The organism is Exiguobacterium sp. s160 (assembly GCF_018617575.1).
Taxonomy (GTDB): domain Bacteria; phylum Bacillota; class Bacilli; order Exiguobacteriales; family Exiguobacteriaceae; genus Exiguobacterium; species Exiguobacterium aestuarii_A.
Map to the genome: position 1 here is coordinate 984,965 of NZ_JACSKK010000001.1, position 16,387 is coordinate 1,001,351.

Here is a 16,387-nt window from a genome sequence, read left to right on the forward strand (position 1 = left end):
CGCTCAAGTATTCTTTCGTGTCTCTATACAAAAGAGGCATAAAAACATTTTGCGAAAAATTGTGTCAAATATGTGTCAGCGACTGGAGTTTCGAACCGACGACCCGCTCTCCCGGCAAGACGTCGCGATGCACGACCGCGCCCGCACCGACGACGGCACCGTCGCCAATCGTCACGCCTGGTAAGATGGTCACGTTCGCTCCAATCAAGACTTCATTTCCGATGATGACATCTCCGATTCGATACTCATCGACGAGATACTCATGACAGAGAATCGTCGAGTTGAATCCGATGACCGTGTTCCGACCGATGGTAATCCGTTCCGGGAACATGACGTCCGGCGTGACCATGAGGGCGAGAGCGCTATACTCTCCGATGTTCATCCCGAGAAACGTCCGGTACAACCACCGCTTCGCCTTCACAGAAGGGAAGTAACGCCCGACGAGCACGACCGCTGTGTTTTTGAAGACACGTAGGAAACGAATCGTCCGATACATCTGCCAAAGCGGGTTCGGTCCGTCGATACGAAACCGTTTCGTCTTACGCATGAACGCTGACCTCGTCAAGCCATGCCTCGAAATGTTCCATCGAGTCGATGATGACGTCCGGCTCGAGTGACTCGAGGAATGGGCGACCTTTTAGTGCCCACCCGACAGCGACCGTCTTCGTCCCAGCGTTTTTCCCACTGAAGATGTCCGTATCGTTGTCACCGACCATGACCGCTCGCTCCGGAGAAGAACCGAGCGCTTGAAGAGCACGTTCGACTGGTTCGGCGTGCGGTTTTTCATTCTCGACATCGTCCGCTGTCACGACGACATCAAACAAGTGGTCAATTTTGAACAACCGAAGGCCACGTTCGACGACCGGACGGCCTTTCGATGTGACGACGCCCATTTTGTATCCTTTCGCATGAAGGCGATATAAGCCTTCGATGACACCTGGGTACTCTGCGACGAGTTGGTCGTGCATGGCGATGTTGAAACTCCGATAGAACGCCTGCATCTCTTTCCATTCTGCTTCGTTCAATTCACGGAACGACTTTTCGAGCGTCGGTCCGATGAAGCGATAGATGTCCTCATCCCGATACGTATGTTCCGGGAAATAATAGTCGAACGTATGACGGAAGCTGGCGATGATGAGCGGGTTCGTATCGAGTAATGTACCGTCTAAATCAAATAAGAGCGTATCCATTAATCAAACAATCCTTTCTCTGATGGGTCATTGTATCGTTTCGCGTTACGGCGAAGGACCATCATGACGATACCGAAGAGGATCAAGGCGATCGACACCATTTGGGCCGCACGCAAATCGCCTGACATGAGACTATCCGTTCGAAGTCCTTCGATATAGAAGCGACCAATCGAATACCAGACGAGATACGACAAGAAGATGTATCCGCGACGTGGGTTTCCAATCATGCGCCACGCGACGAGGAGGATGACCCCGATGATGTTCCATACACTTTCATAGAGGAACGTCGGGATATAGTATGCCCCGTCGATATACATCTGATTGACGATCCAATCCGGTAGCATGAGCGTGTCTTGTAAGAAGCTACGCGTCGTTTCGCCGCCATGGGCCTCTTGGTTCATGAAGTTCCCCCAGCGCCCGATGGCTTGTCCGAGGAGAAGTGATGGTGCCAAGATATCTGTAACTTTCCAGAACGACATCGATTTTCGCATACAATAGACGATGACGACAAGGAGTGCCCCGAAGATGGCACCGTGAATGGCAATCCCGCCTTGACGGATATCGATGATTTGTCCGAGATTCTCTGAGTAGTAATCCCATTGGAACGTCACGTAGTAAATACGCGCAAAGATGATACTGATTGGAATTGACCAGATGACGACGTCAACGAGTCGTTCCGAATCATAGTTGATGCGCTTCGCTTCGTAAAGGGCAAGGACGAGTCCGAGCATTGCTCCGAAGGCGATGATCATACCATACCAGTAAATCGGCAGAGACCCGATTTCAAACGCTACACGATCAAATGTCGGTTCTACCATGATCACAAGTCTCCTTCAGTGTCCTGAATCGCGTTCGCGAGACGTTCCGCAAACTCTTCAGCTGTATTGATGCCCATGTTTTGCAGACGATAGTTCATCGCTGCGACCTCGATAATGACCGCCAAGTTTCGACCTGGGCGGACAGGGATCGTGAGGAGCGGGACTTCACTGTCGATGATTTTCATCGTGTTGTGATCGAGCCCGACGCGGTCATACACTTTTCCAGCGTCCCAGTTCTCTAAGTTGACGATGAGACTGATCTTCTTATGTGACCGGACCGCACCTGCGCCGAACAAGGTCATGACATCGATGATGCCAATTCCACGAATCTCAAGCAAGTGACGAATCAGCTTCGGTGCTGAACCGACGAGGAGCTGGTCGCCCGTTTGACGAATCTCGACCGAATCATCGGCGACGAGACGGTGCCCCCGTTTGACGAGTTCAAGCGCGGTCTCCGATTTTCCGACACCACTCTGTCCTTTGATGAGAACGCCGACGCCGTAAATATCGACGAGGACGCCGTGCATCGCTGTCATCGGTGCAAGTTCCATCTCGAGGAAGTTCGTGATTTGCGACTCGATTGACGTCGTCACCGCATTCGTCCGCATGAGTGGGACGTTTGCCGCTTCCGCTTCTTCTTCGATTTCTGTCGGAATATCAAATCCACGTGTGATTAAAATCCCAGGTGTCGATTCCGTACATAAAATACGGGCACGCTCGCGACGCTTTTCTTCCGATAAGCTCGCATAGAAAGTCAACTCCGTCTTCCCGAGCACTTGAAGACGATTTTTCGCATAGTGCGTGTAATAACCGGCGAGGACGAGTCCTGGTCGACTAAGGTCAGGTGTGGCGACCGGACGATGAAGGCCCTCTTCTCCCGCAATGACTTGAAGTTTAAAACGCTCAACGACTTGAGCTGTACGTACGATATTTTGCATCAGTATCTGCCCCTTTCACGCTCATTATTGTATCATAGCTCTTTCTCGGAAGCGTTAGGGAAGTGATGAAGAACGTGTCAAAAAATTGTTGAAACTTTCATACATGGCGTTCGTAGGAAGGGTATAGGCAATTAGAGGAGGTGAAAATATGGATGCGTTGTTTTGGATTGTCGTGCTCATCGCGCTCGTCATCGGAATCGGGACGCTCATCTACATCATCAAGTCATTGATCGATATGTGGAAAGAGTATGCGGCGACGAAAAACGAGACGGTCTTGCTCTTGTTCATTTTGAATATCATCGGATTCTTCTTATCCGGCGCGCTCATCTCGATGATTGTCGCCATCATCTTCTACTGGAATCGCTCGAAATCGATGCGACTACTCGGTATCATCTTGTTGATTGCAGGTCCCGTTCTCTTTATCGTCTTCGCAGTCAGTGCGTTCACGCTGTTTGATACACAGATGATGGATTGGCAACAGATGGAGTATGAAATGAATCTATAATCAAAAAAAATCCCGAAGGCGCTGCCTTCGGGATTTGCTTATTGTTGATGGAACGGATTGTTCAAATCGGCTGGGTCGACGGGATCGACCGGATCCGACGGCTCCGTCTGTTCTTCCTCAAGGAAAGTCGACGGTGTATACACCGATCCATGTTCCAAATCGATCGTACCGGTACGTGTACCCGCTTCGACTTCGATGCGAGGCGTTTGACCTCGACCGGACAAGAATTCGAGACGACGCTGGGCAACGTCTTTTCGGTCACGAATGATTTCGAGTTCGTCGAGTAAGCAGTGGAGTCCCCCGAAGTTCGTCTCGAGTTCGCCTTCCACCTCGACGCCGTGTGGCAACACGAGTCGAATGTTTCCGGCGAGCGAGGCGAGTTCGAACTTGGCAGGACGTGCTGTCGCGAGTTCCGCGCGGATGTTACCGTTCCCTGTTTTGAGGGATGCTTTATCGTACTTCCCTCCGACGATGACGGCCCCGTTTCCGGTACGGACGTGCACGAGTTCTGCCTCGACCCCTTCCACCTCGACTGTCCCGTTTCCGGTATTGAGAAGGAGTTCAGACGCGTGTACTTCATGTAGGACGACGCGACCGTTCGCCGTTTGCACGCGGACGTTCTCGACGTCCAAACCATCGGCACGGACTTCCCCGTTCAACGTCTGAATATGAAGATGGTTGAAATGGTGATGTGGGACGTACAGTTCCACGTGGGCCCGGACGAGCTTGTCACGCAAGGAGACGACGAGACGGTCCCCAATGACGGAATGCTTGACCGCCGATTGTAACTGTTCGAGCGCTTTGTCCGCGTCTTGTTGGCGAAGCGGACGACCGGTGACGATGAGCTCACAATCTTCTGCATCTGACGAGACGATGGTCGCCGATGCGTTGAAGAGATCGAGTGAGATGTCGCTACCCGTGAATGGGAATGATTTCGAATACGTCACTTCTGGCCCGAAGTTCGAGCTGAAGGAGAAGTCGCTGTCACGAAGCTTCGTGACGAGTCCTTCTACCGCAGACGTCAATTTCGTCGTGAGCGATTCGACCGAATAGGCATCCACCTTTTCCGTGTCTTGTCGATCTTCTAACGCCTGGACTTGTTCTGGTTCGAGGCGCTCGAGACGCTCGAGTTGCGTCATCGCCTCCTCGATTGTCAACTTGCCTTCCTTCACTTGCTGGAGAATCAGTTCACGCATTTCTTGTTTCACGTTCGTTTTCCCCCTTCAATTTGGTTGCACGTCAATTACCTTCCCGTTTCTCACCATTTCTATACTTATTTCTTTTTTCCTGCTTTTGGTTTCACGCGAGCCGCATCTCGTTCGAGGACCGGCTTCAAATACTTGCCGGTATACGACCCAGACACTTCGGCGACTTCTTCCGGCGTTCCCGTCGCGACGATGAGTCCGCCGCCGTCCCCGCCTTCTGGTCCGAGGTCGATCAAATAATCGGCTGACTTGATGACGTCGAGGTTATGTTCGATGACGAGCACCGTGTCCCCGTTCTCGACGAGGCGCTGCAACACTTTCAACAAGCGGGCGATGTCATCGACATGAAGACCTGTCGTCGGTTCGTCCAAAATATAAATCGTCTTCCCGGTCGAACGTTTATGAAGCTCCGAGGCGAGTTTGACACGCTGGGCTTCCCCACCGGAAAGTTCCGTCGCCGGCTGACCGAGTTTCATATAGCCAAGACCGACGTCATAGATGGTCTGAATCTTCCGCTTGATTTTCGGAATTTTGTCAAAGAATTCGAGCCCTTCCTCAATCGTCATATCGAGGACATCGGCAATCGTCTTCCCTTTATATTTCACTTCGAGCGTCTCACGATTATAACGTTTCCCGTGACAGACCTCACATGGCACGTACACGTCCGGCAAGAAGTGCATCTCAATCTTGATGATCCCGTCCCCACGGCACGCTTCACAGCGTCCGCCTTTCACGTTGAAACTGAAACGCCCTTTCTTATAGCCGCGCATCTTCGCTTCGTTCGTCGAGGCGAAGACGTCACGAATGTCGTCGAAGACGCCCGTATACGTCGCCGGGTTTGAACGCGGTGTACGCCCAATTGGAGATTGGTCGATATCGATGACTTTATCGATATGCTCAAGACCTTCAATCTTCTTATGTTTCCCCGGCTTCGCTTTGGCACGGTTCATATTGTGTGCGAGCGATTTGTAGAGAATCTCGTTGATGAGCGTCGACTTCCCAGAACCGGATACACCCGTCACGGCGACGAACATCCCGAGCGGAATCGAGACGTCGACATCTTTCAAGTTGTTCTCTTCCGCCTTGACGATCTTCAAGAATCGTTCGTCCGGCATCTTCCGTTCAGGCGGGAGCGGGATGAACTTCTTCCCGGCAAGGTATTGACCCGTGAGCGAGTTCTTGTTTTTCATCAGTTGCTTCGGCGTGCCGGCAGCGATGACTTGTCCACCGTGCTCCCCGGCACCCGGTCCGATATCGATCAAATAATCGGCTTCCATCATCGTATCTTCATCATGCTCGACGACGATGAGCGTGTTGCCGATGTCTCGCATCTGTTTGAGCGTGGCAATCAAACGATCGTTGTCTCGTTGGTGAAGACCGATTGACGGTTCATCGAGGACGTACAAAACACCTGTGAGACGAGAACCGATTTGCGTCGCAAGTCGAATCCGCTGAGCTTCCCCACCTGAGAGGGTTCCCGCAGCACGAGACAGCGTCAAATAGTCAAGACCGACGTTATTCAAGAAACTGAGTCGCTCTCGAATCTCCTGCAAGATGAGGCGGGCAATGGCGATCTCTTTTTCACTGAGCTGTTCATTCAGCCCTTCGAAGAATGCGAGTGCGTTCACGACCGACTTTTCCGTCACTTGTCCGACGTGCTGGCCCGTGATCTTGACGGCGAGTGACTCTTCTTTCAAACGATAGCCGTGACATGTCGGGCAGGCGTGCGTCGCCATATACATCTCCATCTGTTCACGGATGTAGTCGGACGTTGTCTCTCGGTAGCGGCGCTCGATGTTACGGAGCACCCCTTCAAAGAAGATTGTATTCGTCCGGACTTGACCGAAGTCGTTCTCGTAACGGAAGAGGAATGACTCTTCCGAAGATCCGTTCAAGACGAGGTCTTGGTCACGCTTCGACAGACGTTCAAATGGTACATCCATATCGATATTGAAGTGCTGGCACATCGCCGCCAACAGTTGCGGATAATATTGCGAACTCGTCGGTTGCCATGCAGCGACCGCCCCTTCTTTTAACGTCTTCGATGGATCAGGGATGACGAGTTCTGGGTCGACGTCTAGTTTCGTCCCGAGTCCGTCACACGTCGGGCAAGCCCCGAACGGTGAGTTGAAAGAGAACATACGTGGTTCGAGTTCTCCGATTGAGAATCCACAAATCGGGCAAGCGTGGTGTTCGCTGAATAGAAGCTCGGTCCCGTCCATTTTGTCGATAATGACACGTCCGTCGGCAAGGCGTAATGCTGTCTCAAGAGAGTCGGCAAGGCGCCCTTCGACGTCAGGTCGGACGACGAGACGGTCGACGACGACTTCAATCGAGTGCTTCTTGTTTTTATCGAGTTCGATTTCATCCGTCAGTTCGATCGTCTCTCCGTTCACGCGGACACGGACGAACCCTTCTTTCTTCAACGAGTCGAACACTTTGACGTGCGTTCCTTTACGACCTGACACGATCGGTGCCAAAATCTGAAGTCGCGTCCGTTCCGGCAATTCCATCACCTGGTCGACCATCTGCGAAATCGTCTGACTCGAGATTTCGATACCGTGGTTCGGACAGACCGGTTTTCCGATTCGTGCGAACAAGAGTCGGAGATAGTCGTAAATCTCTGTCACCGTTCCGACGGTCGAGCGCGGGTTTCGGCTCGTCGTCTTCTGGTCGATCGAGATGGCCGGACTTAAGCCTTCAATCGTATCGACGTCCGGCTTATCCATCTGTCCGAGGAACTGACGGGCGTACGCAGACAAACTTTCGACGTAGCGTCGCTGTCCTTCCGCATAAATCGTATCGAACGCAAGCGACGACTTCCCGGAGCCGGACAAGCCCGTCAAGACGACGAGCTGGTCACGTGGGATATCGATGTCGATATTTTTTAAGTTGTTGACGCGTGCCCCTTTGATGACAATCGCATTTTTCTTTTCAGCCATTTAATTCCCTACCTTCAACTCCAAGATTAAGTCACGCAATTCGGCTGCACGCTCGAACTGGAGATCGCGCGCCGCTTGCTTCATTTCTTCTTCTAATTTGGCAATCGCCGCCTCGCGTTCGGCCGGCTTCATCGTACTGAGCGATTCGAGTGCCTCTTCTTCGGCCTCGACCGTCGCCCGGATGACACCACGGACGTCTTTTCGAATCGTCTGTGGCGTGATGCCATGTTCTTCATTATATGCTTGTTGAATCGTCCGACGACGATCCGTCTCTTCGATGGCTCGTGCCATCGAGTCGGTCATCTTGTCCGCAAACAGTATGACATGTCCGTTCGCATTACGGGCCGCCCGTCCAATCGTCTGGATGAGCGAACGGTCGGAACGAAGGAACCCTTCCTTGTCTGCATCGAGAATTGTCACGAGACTGACTTCCGGAATATCGAGCCCTTCTCGTAACAAGTTGATCCCGACGAGCACGTCATACTTCCCGAGACGAAGGTCACGGATGATTTCAATCCGTTCGAGCGTCTTGATCTCGGAGTGCATATAGTTGACCTTGATTCCTGCTTCACGCAAGTAGTCGGACAAGTCTTCTGCCATCTTCTTCGTGAGCGTCGTCACGAGGACACGTTCGTCTCGCTTGATGCGTTCGCGGATTTGGTCCATCAAGTAGTCGATTTGTCCTTTGATCGGATGAATCTCGATCGTCGGGTCGAGTAATCCTGTCGGACGAATGATCTGCTCGATCATCTTTGGTGTATGTTCGAGCTCGTACGGACCTGGTGTCGCCGAGATGAAGATCGCTTGTGAGACTTTCTTCTCGAACTCATCGAATTTGAGCGGACGGTTGTCCTTTGCAGAAGGAAGACGGAACCCATGGTCGACGAGCACTTGTTTCCGTGCCTGGTCCCCGTTATACATCCCGCGTACTTGCGGGAGCGTCACGTGTGACTCATCGGCGACGAGTAAGAAGTCCTCTGGGAAGTAATCAATCAATGTATACGGGGTCGAGCCTTCTGGCATCAAGTTTAAGTGTCGTGAATAGTTCTCGATGCCTGAACAATACCCCATTTCACGCATCATCTCCAAATCGTAATGCGTTCGCTGCTCGAGACGTTGTGCCTCGAGTAGCTTCCCTTCTTCACGGAACTTCTCGAGTTGCTCCTCGAGTTCCGCTTCGATGTTGACGATTGCTTTTTGCAGTTTTTCGTCACGCGTGACGAAGTGGGATGCCGGGAAGATGGCGACGTGATCACGGTCTGCGATGATTTCACCCGTCAACGGGTCCATCTCACGGATTCGGTCGATCTCGTCCCCGAAAAATTCGATGCGCATGCAGTGTTCGTCACGTGACGCCGGGAAGATTTCGACGACGTCCCCACGTACACGGAAACGTCCACGCTGGAAGTCGATATCGTTTCGTTCATATTGAATGTCGATGAGCTTACGAAGCATCTCGTCACGACCCATCTCTTTTCCGACGCGGAGACTCAATACGAGACTGCGATATTCTTCCGGGTTACCGAGACCATATATACAGGAAACGGATGCGACGATGATGACGTCATCCCGCTCGAAGAGAGCCGACGTCGCCGAGTGACGCAGCTTATCGATTTCATCGTTGATGGACGCATCCTTCTCGATAAATGTATCGGTTGAAGGCACGTACGCTTCAGGCTGATAGTAGTCGTAATAGCTGACGAAGTACTCGACCGCGTTGTTCGGAAAGAACTCTTTGAACTCAGAATACAATTGACCAGCGAGCGTCTTGTTGTGGGCGAGGACGAGTGTCGGCTTCTTCACTTCTTGGATGACGTTCGAGACGGTGAACGTCTTCCCTGTTCCGGTCGCCCCGAGGAGTGTCTGATAACGATCACCCCGATTGACGCCTTCGACAAGTTGTCGAATCGCTTCAGGCTGGTCACCTCCTGGTTGAAATTCAGATTGTAATGCAAACGGAATCGATTCCATAAGATACTCCTCACCTTCTCATTTCATAGTGTCTTGATTATACCATAGACACGAACAAATATTCGCTTATTAGCTTGCATACGGATTTAAGCCTTTTCTCTTATATATCATCATTTCTTTTTCCGTTACCGTCTCAAAAGAAACATCAAATCTTGTTGCATTCATCCTTCGAGAATTGCTTCACAATCGTTTTTGTAGCATAGAACACGGAAAGTCGGATCCTGGACCTTGTTCCTATTCGATTGAAATTCCCATGATTTTTAAAAAGGGATGCCAAAATCATATACTTCTCGCGCTCTATCTGACTCTTTATGTGAAGTTTACAGGTGTAAATGTGAACATTTGTAGGAAAAAAGTAGGATTTTTGAAAAACACCGTTTTAAAACGCTTACATTTTGGGCATATAATGAAGTGGTAAGTCAAATTGCATAAGGGAGAAAGGGGAGTATCACATGTCAGCATTTGTAAGTGAAATTATCGGTACGATGCTATTGATTCTGCTCGGTAACGGTGTCGTCGCCGGCGTCGTCCTCCGCCATTCCAAAGCGGAAAACTCTGGCTGGATTGTCATCACCATGGGTTGGGGTCTTGCCGTTATGATCGGGGTCTACGCAGCCGGTATTTACGGAGGCGCACACATCAACCCTGCCGTCTCGATTGGTCTCGCAACAGCAGGGGAATTCCCTTGGGAAGATGTCCCACTCTACATCCTCGCTCAGTTTATCGGAGCCATCATCGGGGCATGTTTAGTGTATGTCCACTACAAGCCGCATTACGATGCAACGGACGATCCTGGTTTGAAACTCGCAACCTTCTCTACTGCACCAGGTATTCGTAGTACACCGTACAACTTGATTGGTGAGATTATCGGAACTTTCGTCCTTGTCTTTGCATTGTTGTCATTCGGGGCAAACACATTCGCAGACGGACTCAACCCGCTCATCGTCGGTTTCTTAATCGTCTCGATCGGTCTCTCGCTCGGTGGTACGACGGGGTATGCAATCAACCCGGCACGTGACCTTGGGCCACGTATCGCACACGCGTTTCTTCCAATCAAAGGAAAAGGATCTTCAGACTGGGGCTATTCATGGATTCCAGTTGTCGGTCCGATTATCGGTGCTGTCATCGCCGCACTCGTTTACGGCATTCTCGTCCCTTAACACATAATTTTGAAGGAGGAAATCACATATGGCGAAAGAAAAACGTTATATTTTAGCATTGGACCAAGGAACGACAAGTTCACGTGCAATCATTTTTGATCATGATGGAAAAATCGTCACAGTCGCACAGCGCGAATTCAAACAATACTTCCCAAAACCAGGCTGGGTTGAGCATAACGCCAATGAGATCTGGGGTTCTGTCCTCGCCGTTATGGCGGAAGCGTTCGGTTCGGCGGATATCGACCCGAATGAAATCGCAGGAATCGGGATCACGAACCAACGTGAGACTGCGGTCGTTTGGGAGAAAGAAACAGGACGTCCTGTTTACAACGCGGTTGTTTGGCAATCACGTCAAACTGCTGATATCTGTGAAGAGCTAAAAGCGGCAGGTCACTCGGACATGGTTCGTGACAAAACGGGTCTTCTCATCGACGCCTACTTCTCAGGTACGAAAGTCAAATGGATCTTGGATAACGTCGAAGGCGCTCGTGAGAAAGCCGAGAACGGTGAACTTCTCTTCGGAACAATCGACACATGGCTCATCTGGAAACTCTCAGGTGGTCAAGCACACGTGACAGATTATTCGAACGCATCACGTACACTCATGTACAATATTTACGAACAGAAGTGGGATGACGAGTTACTCGAGATCTTGACGGTACCAAAATCGATGCTTCCTGAAGTCAAGCCTTCTAGTGAAGTCTATGCGAATACGATTCCGTATCACTTCTTCGGATTCGAAGTACCAATCGCCGGAGCCGCAGGTGACCAACAGGCTGCCTTGTTCGGTCAGACGTGCTTCGAAAAAGGTGAAGGAAAGAACACCTATGGTACAGGTTGCTTCATGCTCATGAACACCGGCGAAGAAGCTGTTAAATCAGATCACGGTCTATTGACGACAATCGCGTGGGGCTATAACGGAAAAGTCGAATATGCGCTCGAAGGTTCGATCTTCGTCGCCGGTTCGGCAATCCAATGGCTCCGTGACGGATTACGTATGTTGAAATCAGCAAAAGACTCGGAACAGTATGCGACGCGAATCGAATCTACAGAGGGCGTTTATGTCGTACCTGCCTTCGTTGGTCTCGGTGCACCATATTGGAACTCTGACGTGCGTGGTGCCATCTTCGGTCTCACACGCGGAACGGAGAAAGAACAATTCGTCCGTGCGACGATTGAATCACTCGCTTATCAGACACGCGACGTCCTCACATCGATGGAGAACGATTCAGGAATTAACTTGAAGACACTTCGCGTCGATGGTGGAGCCGTCAGCAACAACTTCCTCATGCAGTTCCAATCGGATATCCTCAATGTACCGGTCGAACGTCCGGAAGTAAGTGAAACGACTGCACTCGGTGCCGCCTACTTGGCAGGTCTCGCCGTCGGTTTCTGGAAAGACCAAGCGGAAGTCAAAGAACAATGGAAACTCGACAAGAAGTTCGAACCGAGCATGGACGAGTCTCATCGCGAAGCACTCTACAAAGGTTGGCAACACGCGGTCGAAGCAACGATGGCATTCAAACCATCAAAACTTGACGTATAAGTGGCAAGGGCATCCTCACGGGTGCCCTTTTCGTATGCAAAAAAAAGAGTACCCCGTGAAGGATACTCTTACAATTTACGAAGTCGGACACGCGGGCTCGTCGGCTCCCCGACGAACAAGATACCGAGTTCGTGTGGATCGGTCTCATACATCGCCCGTTGAACGAAACGGATATCTCCGTTCAGATTCAACACCTCGAGCTTGATGTACGGTTTATGTTGCTGGAGCGCCTCATAAAAGCTATGCCCTCCCGTGATGATCGTGCCATTCACTTTATAGATGGACTCACCCGGAATGAGCTGCATCGCCTCTCCCGGTGAATTCGGAAGCGTGTCCACGATGACCGCCCCACGATTCCCATTGATGAAGACAGGTGTCGTACCCCGATTCTCTCGTTTGATCCACTGAAGCCCAAGCTCATAGAGAACGAACAAGGCGAACAGCGCATAGTCGACATGCGGAATCTCCCATACATACGAGAGACCGAATAGACCGAGAGCGATCAAGGCGAGCACCGCGCGATAGTTGCTCAATCGTGCGAGAAGCGTCCCTGGTAAGGCTCCAGTCGACAGTAAGCTGACACCGATCGGAATCGGAAGAATGATCGGCACCATCGGCCAGTCGAGACCGAATGTCGGTGGCAAGAAGACGACGAGCGGGAAAAACCAAATGCGTTTGACGACATGCCCCCCGATGAACTGACCACGTTTCGATAAAATCAGTGTCGGGGACGTCTCTTTCGACCCGTTCCAGCGCAAGAGAATCGCTTCCGCGAGTGTGACGAGTCCGAACGTGAGCGCGTAGACCGTCCAATCGACCCGGGCGAGCTCTCTCACCCAATCACTGAGCGCCCCGTAAGAGACGACATCTCGCAACATGACGACCGCGAACAAGGCAAAGAGTGGAAGCACCGGATTGAAGAATCTCGGATGCATCGTCAACACCACGAGCGTATAGAGCACCGTGAACGAGACGGCCCATTCAAACGTGATGGTCGTCTCAAGTAGAATCGTCGCGGCCGATGAGAGGACCGCTAGAAGAAGACTCGGCCAGATGAAATGCTTCCATTCCGATTTCGGCGAGCGTCGTCTCGAACGAAACATGGCTCGTTCTCGTTTGACTCGTGTCATCGATATGTATGTAAGGGCGACGAGCGTCACCCAAAACAGCGGACTACCTAACAACGTCAATAAAGCCGTAACACTCATTCGTACAACTTCCACGCGGTCCAATCCTTTCTTTCATTCAACATTATTTTGCGGCTTCTTCGAGCGCCCGGTTCAATTGGGCATCGTTCGCCTCATCTTGAATCGCCTCGAGCAATTTCGATTCGAGCACCGAAGCGGTCTCTTCATCGACTGTCCCAGAAGCCTCGAGACCATTGTCTGTCTGGAATGCTTTCACGGCATCTGCCATCGTGTCGCCATAGTATCCTGGTTGACCGCCTGGCTCATAACCGATTCCCGTCAAGATTTTATGCAAGTTCGAGACGGCATCGCCGTAATCGCCGACTTGCAGTGACTCTTCTTCTGTCAACACTCGGGTCACATTGAAGTAATCCGGTTGTTTCACTTCGATGTCCGGCTCAATCCCTTTTTTATTGATCCAGTTCCCGTCCGGCGTGAGCCATTTGCTCGTCGTCAACTTCAAGTTGCTGCCGTCCTCTAAATCGAACGCAGTCTGGACGACGCCTTTTCCGAACGTTTTCGTCCCGATGATCGTCGCACCTGCCCCTTCTTTCATCGCACCCGTCAAAATCTCGGATGCCGAGGCAGAGCCCTCATCCGTCAAGACGAATAACTCATACGGCTTTGCTTCGCGGGCGCGTCCATTCTGTGCGTCACGGTCCCCGTCCGCATTTTCGATTTGAACGACCGGTTTTGATGTCGGTACGAATCCTTCCGACATCTCGATGACGGCCGGCAAGAGACCTCCCGGGTTTCCACGTACGTCGATGATCAAGCTGTCGATATCTTCTGACTCGAGTTGCTCGAGTTGTTCAAGGAACTCGTCGGCCGTCGGTTCTGAGAACTGCGTCACTTGAAGATAGCCGATTTTTTTACCGTCTTGCTCCTTCACTTCTGAGAACACCGTCTCAATCGGAATCGTGTCACGCGTGATCTCATAATCCGCCGTCTGACTGCCACGGCGAATCGTCAACGTGACGGTCGTCCCTTTTTCCCCACGGATGAGCTGGACAGCTTCCTGAACGTCCATCCCTTCGATCGACTCCCCGTCGACCGCCGTGATGATATCACCGGGACGAAGACCCGCCTCCTCGGCTGGAGCGCCTTTGATTGGAGCGACGATTAAGATGTCTTCTCCTTTCTTCTCCAAAGTCGCGCCGATTCCTTCAAAACTCGATTCAATCGAGTCGGTAAATTGCGATGTTTCTTCCGCGTCCAAGAAATCCGAATACGGGTCATTGAGTGCTGCCGTCATACCATCGAGCGCACCGGTCAATAAATCCTCTTCCGAGATGTCTTGTAACGAATGTTCCTCAATCAAATCACGCACTTGGTCGACTTTATCCCAGCCTTCCGCATTCGTCTGAATCGGAAGTGATGTGTCTGTAAACGCCATCGTCGCAAGGCCTGCACCGGCCCCAGCCACGAACGTTGTGCCAGCGAGTAGTCCTGCGGTTGAATTTTTCACGGGTTGGTCCCTCATTTCTCTTTGTAAGTCTTTTCATTAGTATAGCAAAAACGAGAGGAAAAGCGGACGCGTTCCACATATTTGGGACGCGTCCGCTTTAGTCAGTATCCAATATACGGGGCTGGGTCAATCGCATTCGGTTGTCCCGGTGCCCATTTTCCTCGATGTAGCTCAAAATGGAGATGCGGTCCAGTCGACCAGCCGGTGTTGCCGAGTGTCCCGACCGTCTGCCCTGCTGCGACTTGTTGACCGGCACCGACCGTGATCGCATCCAGATGGGCGTAGACCGTCGTCCAAATCTCTCCGTTCATAACATGGGAGACGAAGACAACGTTCCCATATCCGGTCGCCGGAGCCGCCTTGATGACCACACCTGGCGCACTCGCGACGATCGGTGTTCCTTGGGCGTTAACGAGGTCAATCCCCTTATGAATCTCAGGGACACCTGTCAACGGATTGTTCCGTGGACCGAACGGGCTCGAGACGTAACCGGAAACGGGACGGACGAATCCAGTCGAGGTGGACACGTTCGTCGGCGTTTCAGCAGGCTGTGCTGGCGGTGGCGTCACTTCAGGTGCCGCGACTTCCGTCTCCGCTTCCCGCGCCTCTCTTTCGGCGCGTGCCCGTTCTTCAGCTGCGCGTGCCTCGGCTTCTCGCTTCGCACGTTCTGCCGCTTCAGCGGCTTCTCGTTCAGCTGTCGCGATTGCCTCAAGCTGTTCACTGATGATCCGGTTCTGTTCGGCCATGACGGCTTGTTCTTCGCTGCGCGTCATTTTTTCGAGTTCGAGCTGCTCGACTTGTTCGTTCAGTTCGACCAATAAGTCGCGTTTCTTCTCAACCGTCCGGTCAAGGTCTTGTTTCGTGATGACGAGCTCACGCTCTTTTTGTTTGATGAAGGAGAGCTGGGTGCGTTGTGTCGTCTCTAACGACTCGAGACGTTCCATCTCACTCATATAATTATGTATGAGCTCCCGGTCCTGCTCGGCGATCGTGCGGGCCGTCATGACCCGAGTCACGAAATCGCCGAAGGAACGGGACTCAAAAATGACTTGTAAATAAGAAGAATCTTCATGCACTTGTAAGACGCGAAGGCGTTCGTTCAACAGTTCCTTCTGACTTTCCAAGTATTCTTCCTGAACGGAAAGTTGTTGGCGGGTCGCCTCAAGCTCTTCACGGGCCGTATCGACCTCGTGTTGTTGAATCGCGATTTGTTCACTCAAATCATTCAAGCGGTCATCGACGACGAGAATTTCCGTCTGCACGGCATCCCGTTCTGCCTCGGTGACCTCGAGCTCGGCATCCGTCTCGGCCTGCGCTTTTTTCGACTCCTCCAATTCATTGGACAGTCGGTCTTGTCGAGCTTTTAACGTGTCTTTCTCTGTCGCCATGACCGGCATGGCAAGTAACGATACACACAACCCTAGCGCAAGCGAACGTTTCATCCGCCAACTCCTCCT

The 16,387-nt window shown here is 51.8% G+C and carries 13 protein-coding genes; 3 read left to right on the plus strand and 10 right to left on the minus strand.

The annotated features are described in order from the left end of the window. Window positions 1-64: 64 nt before the first annotated feature. Genes KNO86_RS05055 through hprK form a run of 4 tightly spaced genes read right to left on the minus strand, consistent with a single transcriptional unit; the run spans window position 65 to window position 2,946 of the window. Window positions 65-547: an acyltransferase gene (locus KNO86_RS05055; protein WP_214693571.1), complete on the minus strand. Its 483-nt coding sequence runs from the start codon at window positions 545-547 to the stop codon at window positions 65-67. After that, on the minus strand, window positions 540-1,190 hold the full coding sequence (gene ppaX / locus KNO86_RS05060; protein WP_214693572.1) for a pyrophosphatase PpaX: 651 nt from the start codon (window positions 1,188-1,190) through the stop codon (window positions 540-542). Before ppaX ends, KNO86_RS05055 begins: the two co-directional genes overlap by 8 nt. Next, on the minus strand, window positions 1,190-2,008 hold the full coding sequence (gene lgt, locus KNO86_RS05065) for a prolipoprotein diacylglyceryl transferase (protein ID WP_074033649.1): 819 nt from the start codon (window positions 2,006-2,008) through the stop codon (window positions 1,190-1,192). Before lgt ends, ppaX begins: the two co-directional genes overlap by 1 nt. A 2-nt stretch (window positions 2,009-2,010) precedes the next feature. Further along, a complete protein-coding gene (gene hprK / locus KNO86_RS05070; RefSeq protein WP_214693573.1) occupies window positions 2,011-2,946 on the minus strand; it encodes an HPr(Ser) kinase/phosphatase in 936 nt (311 codons plus the stop codon). A gap of 148 nt (window positions 2,947-3,094) precedes the next feature. Between hprK and KNO86_RS05075 the strand changes: the two genes are divergently transcribed. After that, window positions 3,095-3,451: a hypothetical protein gene (locus KNO86_RS05075; protein ID WP_214693574.1), complete on the plus strand. Its 357-nt coding sequence runs from the start codon at window positions 3,095-3,097 to the stop codon at window positions 3,449-3,451. Window positions 3,452-3,489: 38 nt separating this feature from the next. On the opposite strand, the gene KNO86_RS05080 is transcribed toward KNO86_RS05075, so the two are convergent. The 3 genes from KNO86_RS05080 to uvrB all read right to left on the minus strand — a co-directional run bounded on the left by KNO86_RS05080 (window position 3,490) and on the right by uvrB (window position 9,569). Continuing rightward, a complete protein-coding gene (locus KNO86_RS05080) occupies window positions 3,490-4,659 on the minus strand; it encodes a DUF4097 family beta strand repeat-containing protein (RefSeq protein WP_214693575.1) in 1,170 nt (389 codons plus the stop codon). 65 nt (window positions 4,660-4,724) lie between these two features. Then, window positions 4,725-7,598 (minus strand): excinuclease ABC subunit UvrA, encoded by a 2,874-nt coding sequence (uvrA, locus tag KNO86_RS05085; protein WP_214693576.1) that lies wholly within the window; start codon window positions 7,596-7,598, stop codon window positions 4,725-4,727. Next, complete coding sequence (gene uvrB / locus KNO86_RS05090) at window positions 7,599-9,569, minus strand: excinuclease ABC subunit UvrB (RefSeq protein ID WP_214693580.1); 1,971 nt, start codon at window positions 9,567-9,569, stop codon at window positions 7,599-7,601. Window positions 9,570-10,021: 452 nt separating this feature from the next. Here uvrB and KNO86_RS05095 point away from each other — a divergent pair, with 452 nt between their 5' ends. Together KNO86_RS05095 and glpK are read left to right on the plus strand one after the other, a co-directional pair. Continuing rightward, window positions 10,022-10,729, plus strand: coding sequence for an MIP/aquaporin family protein (locus KNO86_RS05095; protein ID WP_214693582.1), 708 nt, complete (start codon window positions 10,022-10,024; stop codon window positions 10,727-10,729). A gap of 28 nt (window positions 10,730-10,757) precedes the next feature. After that, entirely contained in the window at window positions 10,758-12,275 is a 1,518-nt protein-coding gene (gene glpK / locus KNO86_RS05100; RefSeq protein WP_214693583.1) for a glycerol kinase GlpK, read from the plus strand. 68 nt (window positions 12,276-12,343) lie between these two features. Here glpK and KNO86_RS05105 read toward each other — a convergent pair whose 3' ends face one another. The 3 genes from KNO86_RS05105 to KNO86_RS05115 form a co-directional block, all read right to left on the minus strand. Then, window positions 12,344-13,483, minus strand: coding sequence for a PDZ domain-containing protein (locus KNO86_RS05105; RefSeq protein WP_214693585.1), 1,140 nt, complete (start codon window positions 13,481-13,483; stop codon window positions 12,344-12,346). Between the two features lie 43 nt (window positions 13,484-13,526). Further along, window positions 13,527-14,930, minus strand: a complete 1,404-nt coding sequence (locus tag KNO86_RS05110) for a S41 family peptidase (protein ID WP_214693586.1) — start codon at window positions 14,928-14,930, stop codon at window positions 13,527-13,529. 101 nt (window positions 14,931-15,031) lie between these two features. Beyond that, entirely contained in the window at window positions 15,032-16,372 is a 1,341-nt protein-coding gene (locus tag KNO86_RS05115) for a murein hydrolase activator EnvC family protein (protein ID WP_214693588.1), read from the minus strand. Window positions 16,373-16,387 lie beyond the last annotated feature (15 nt).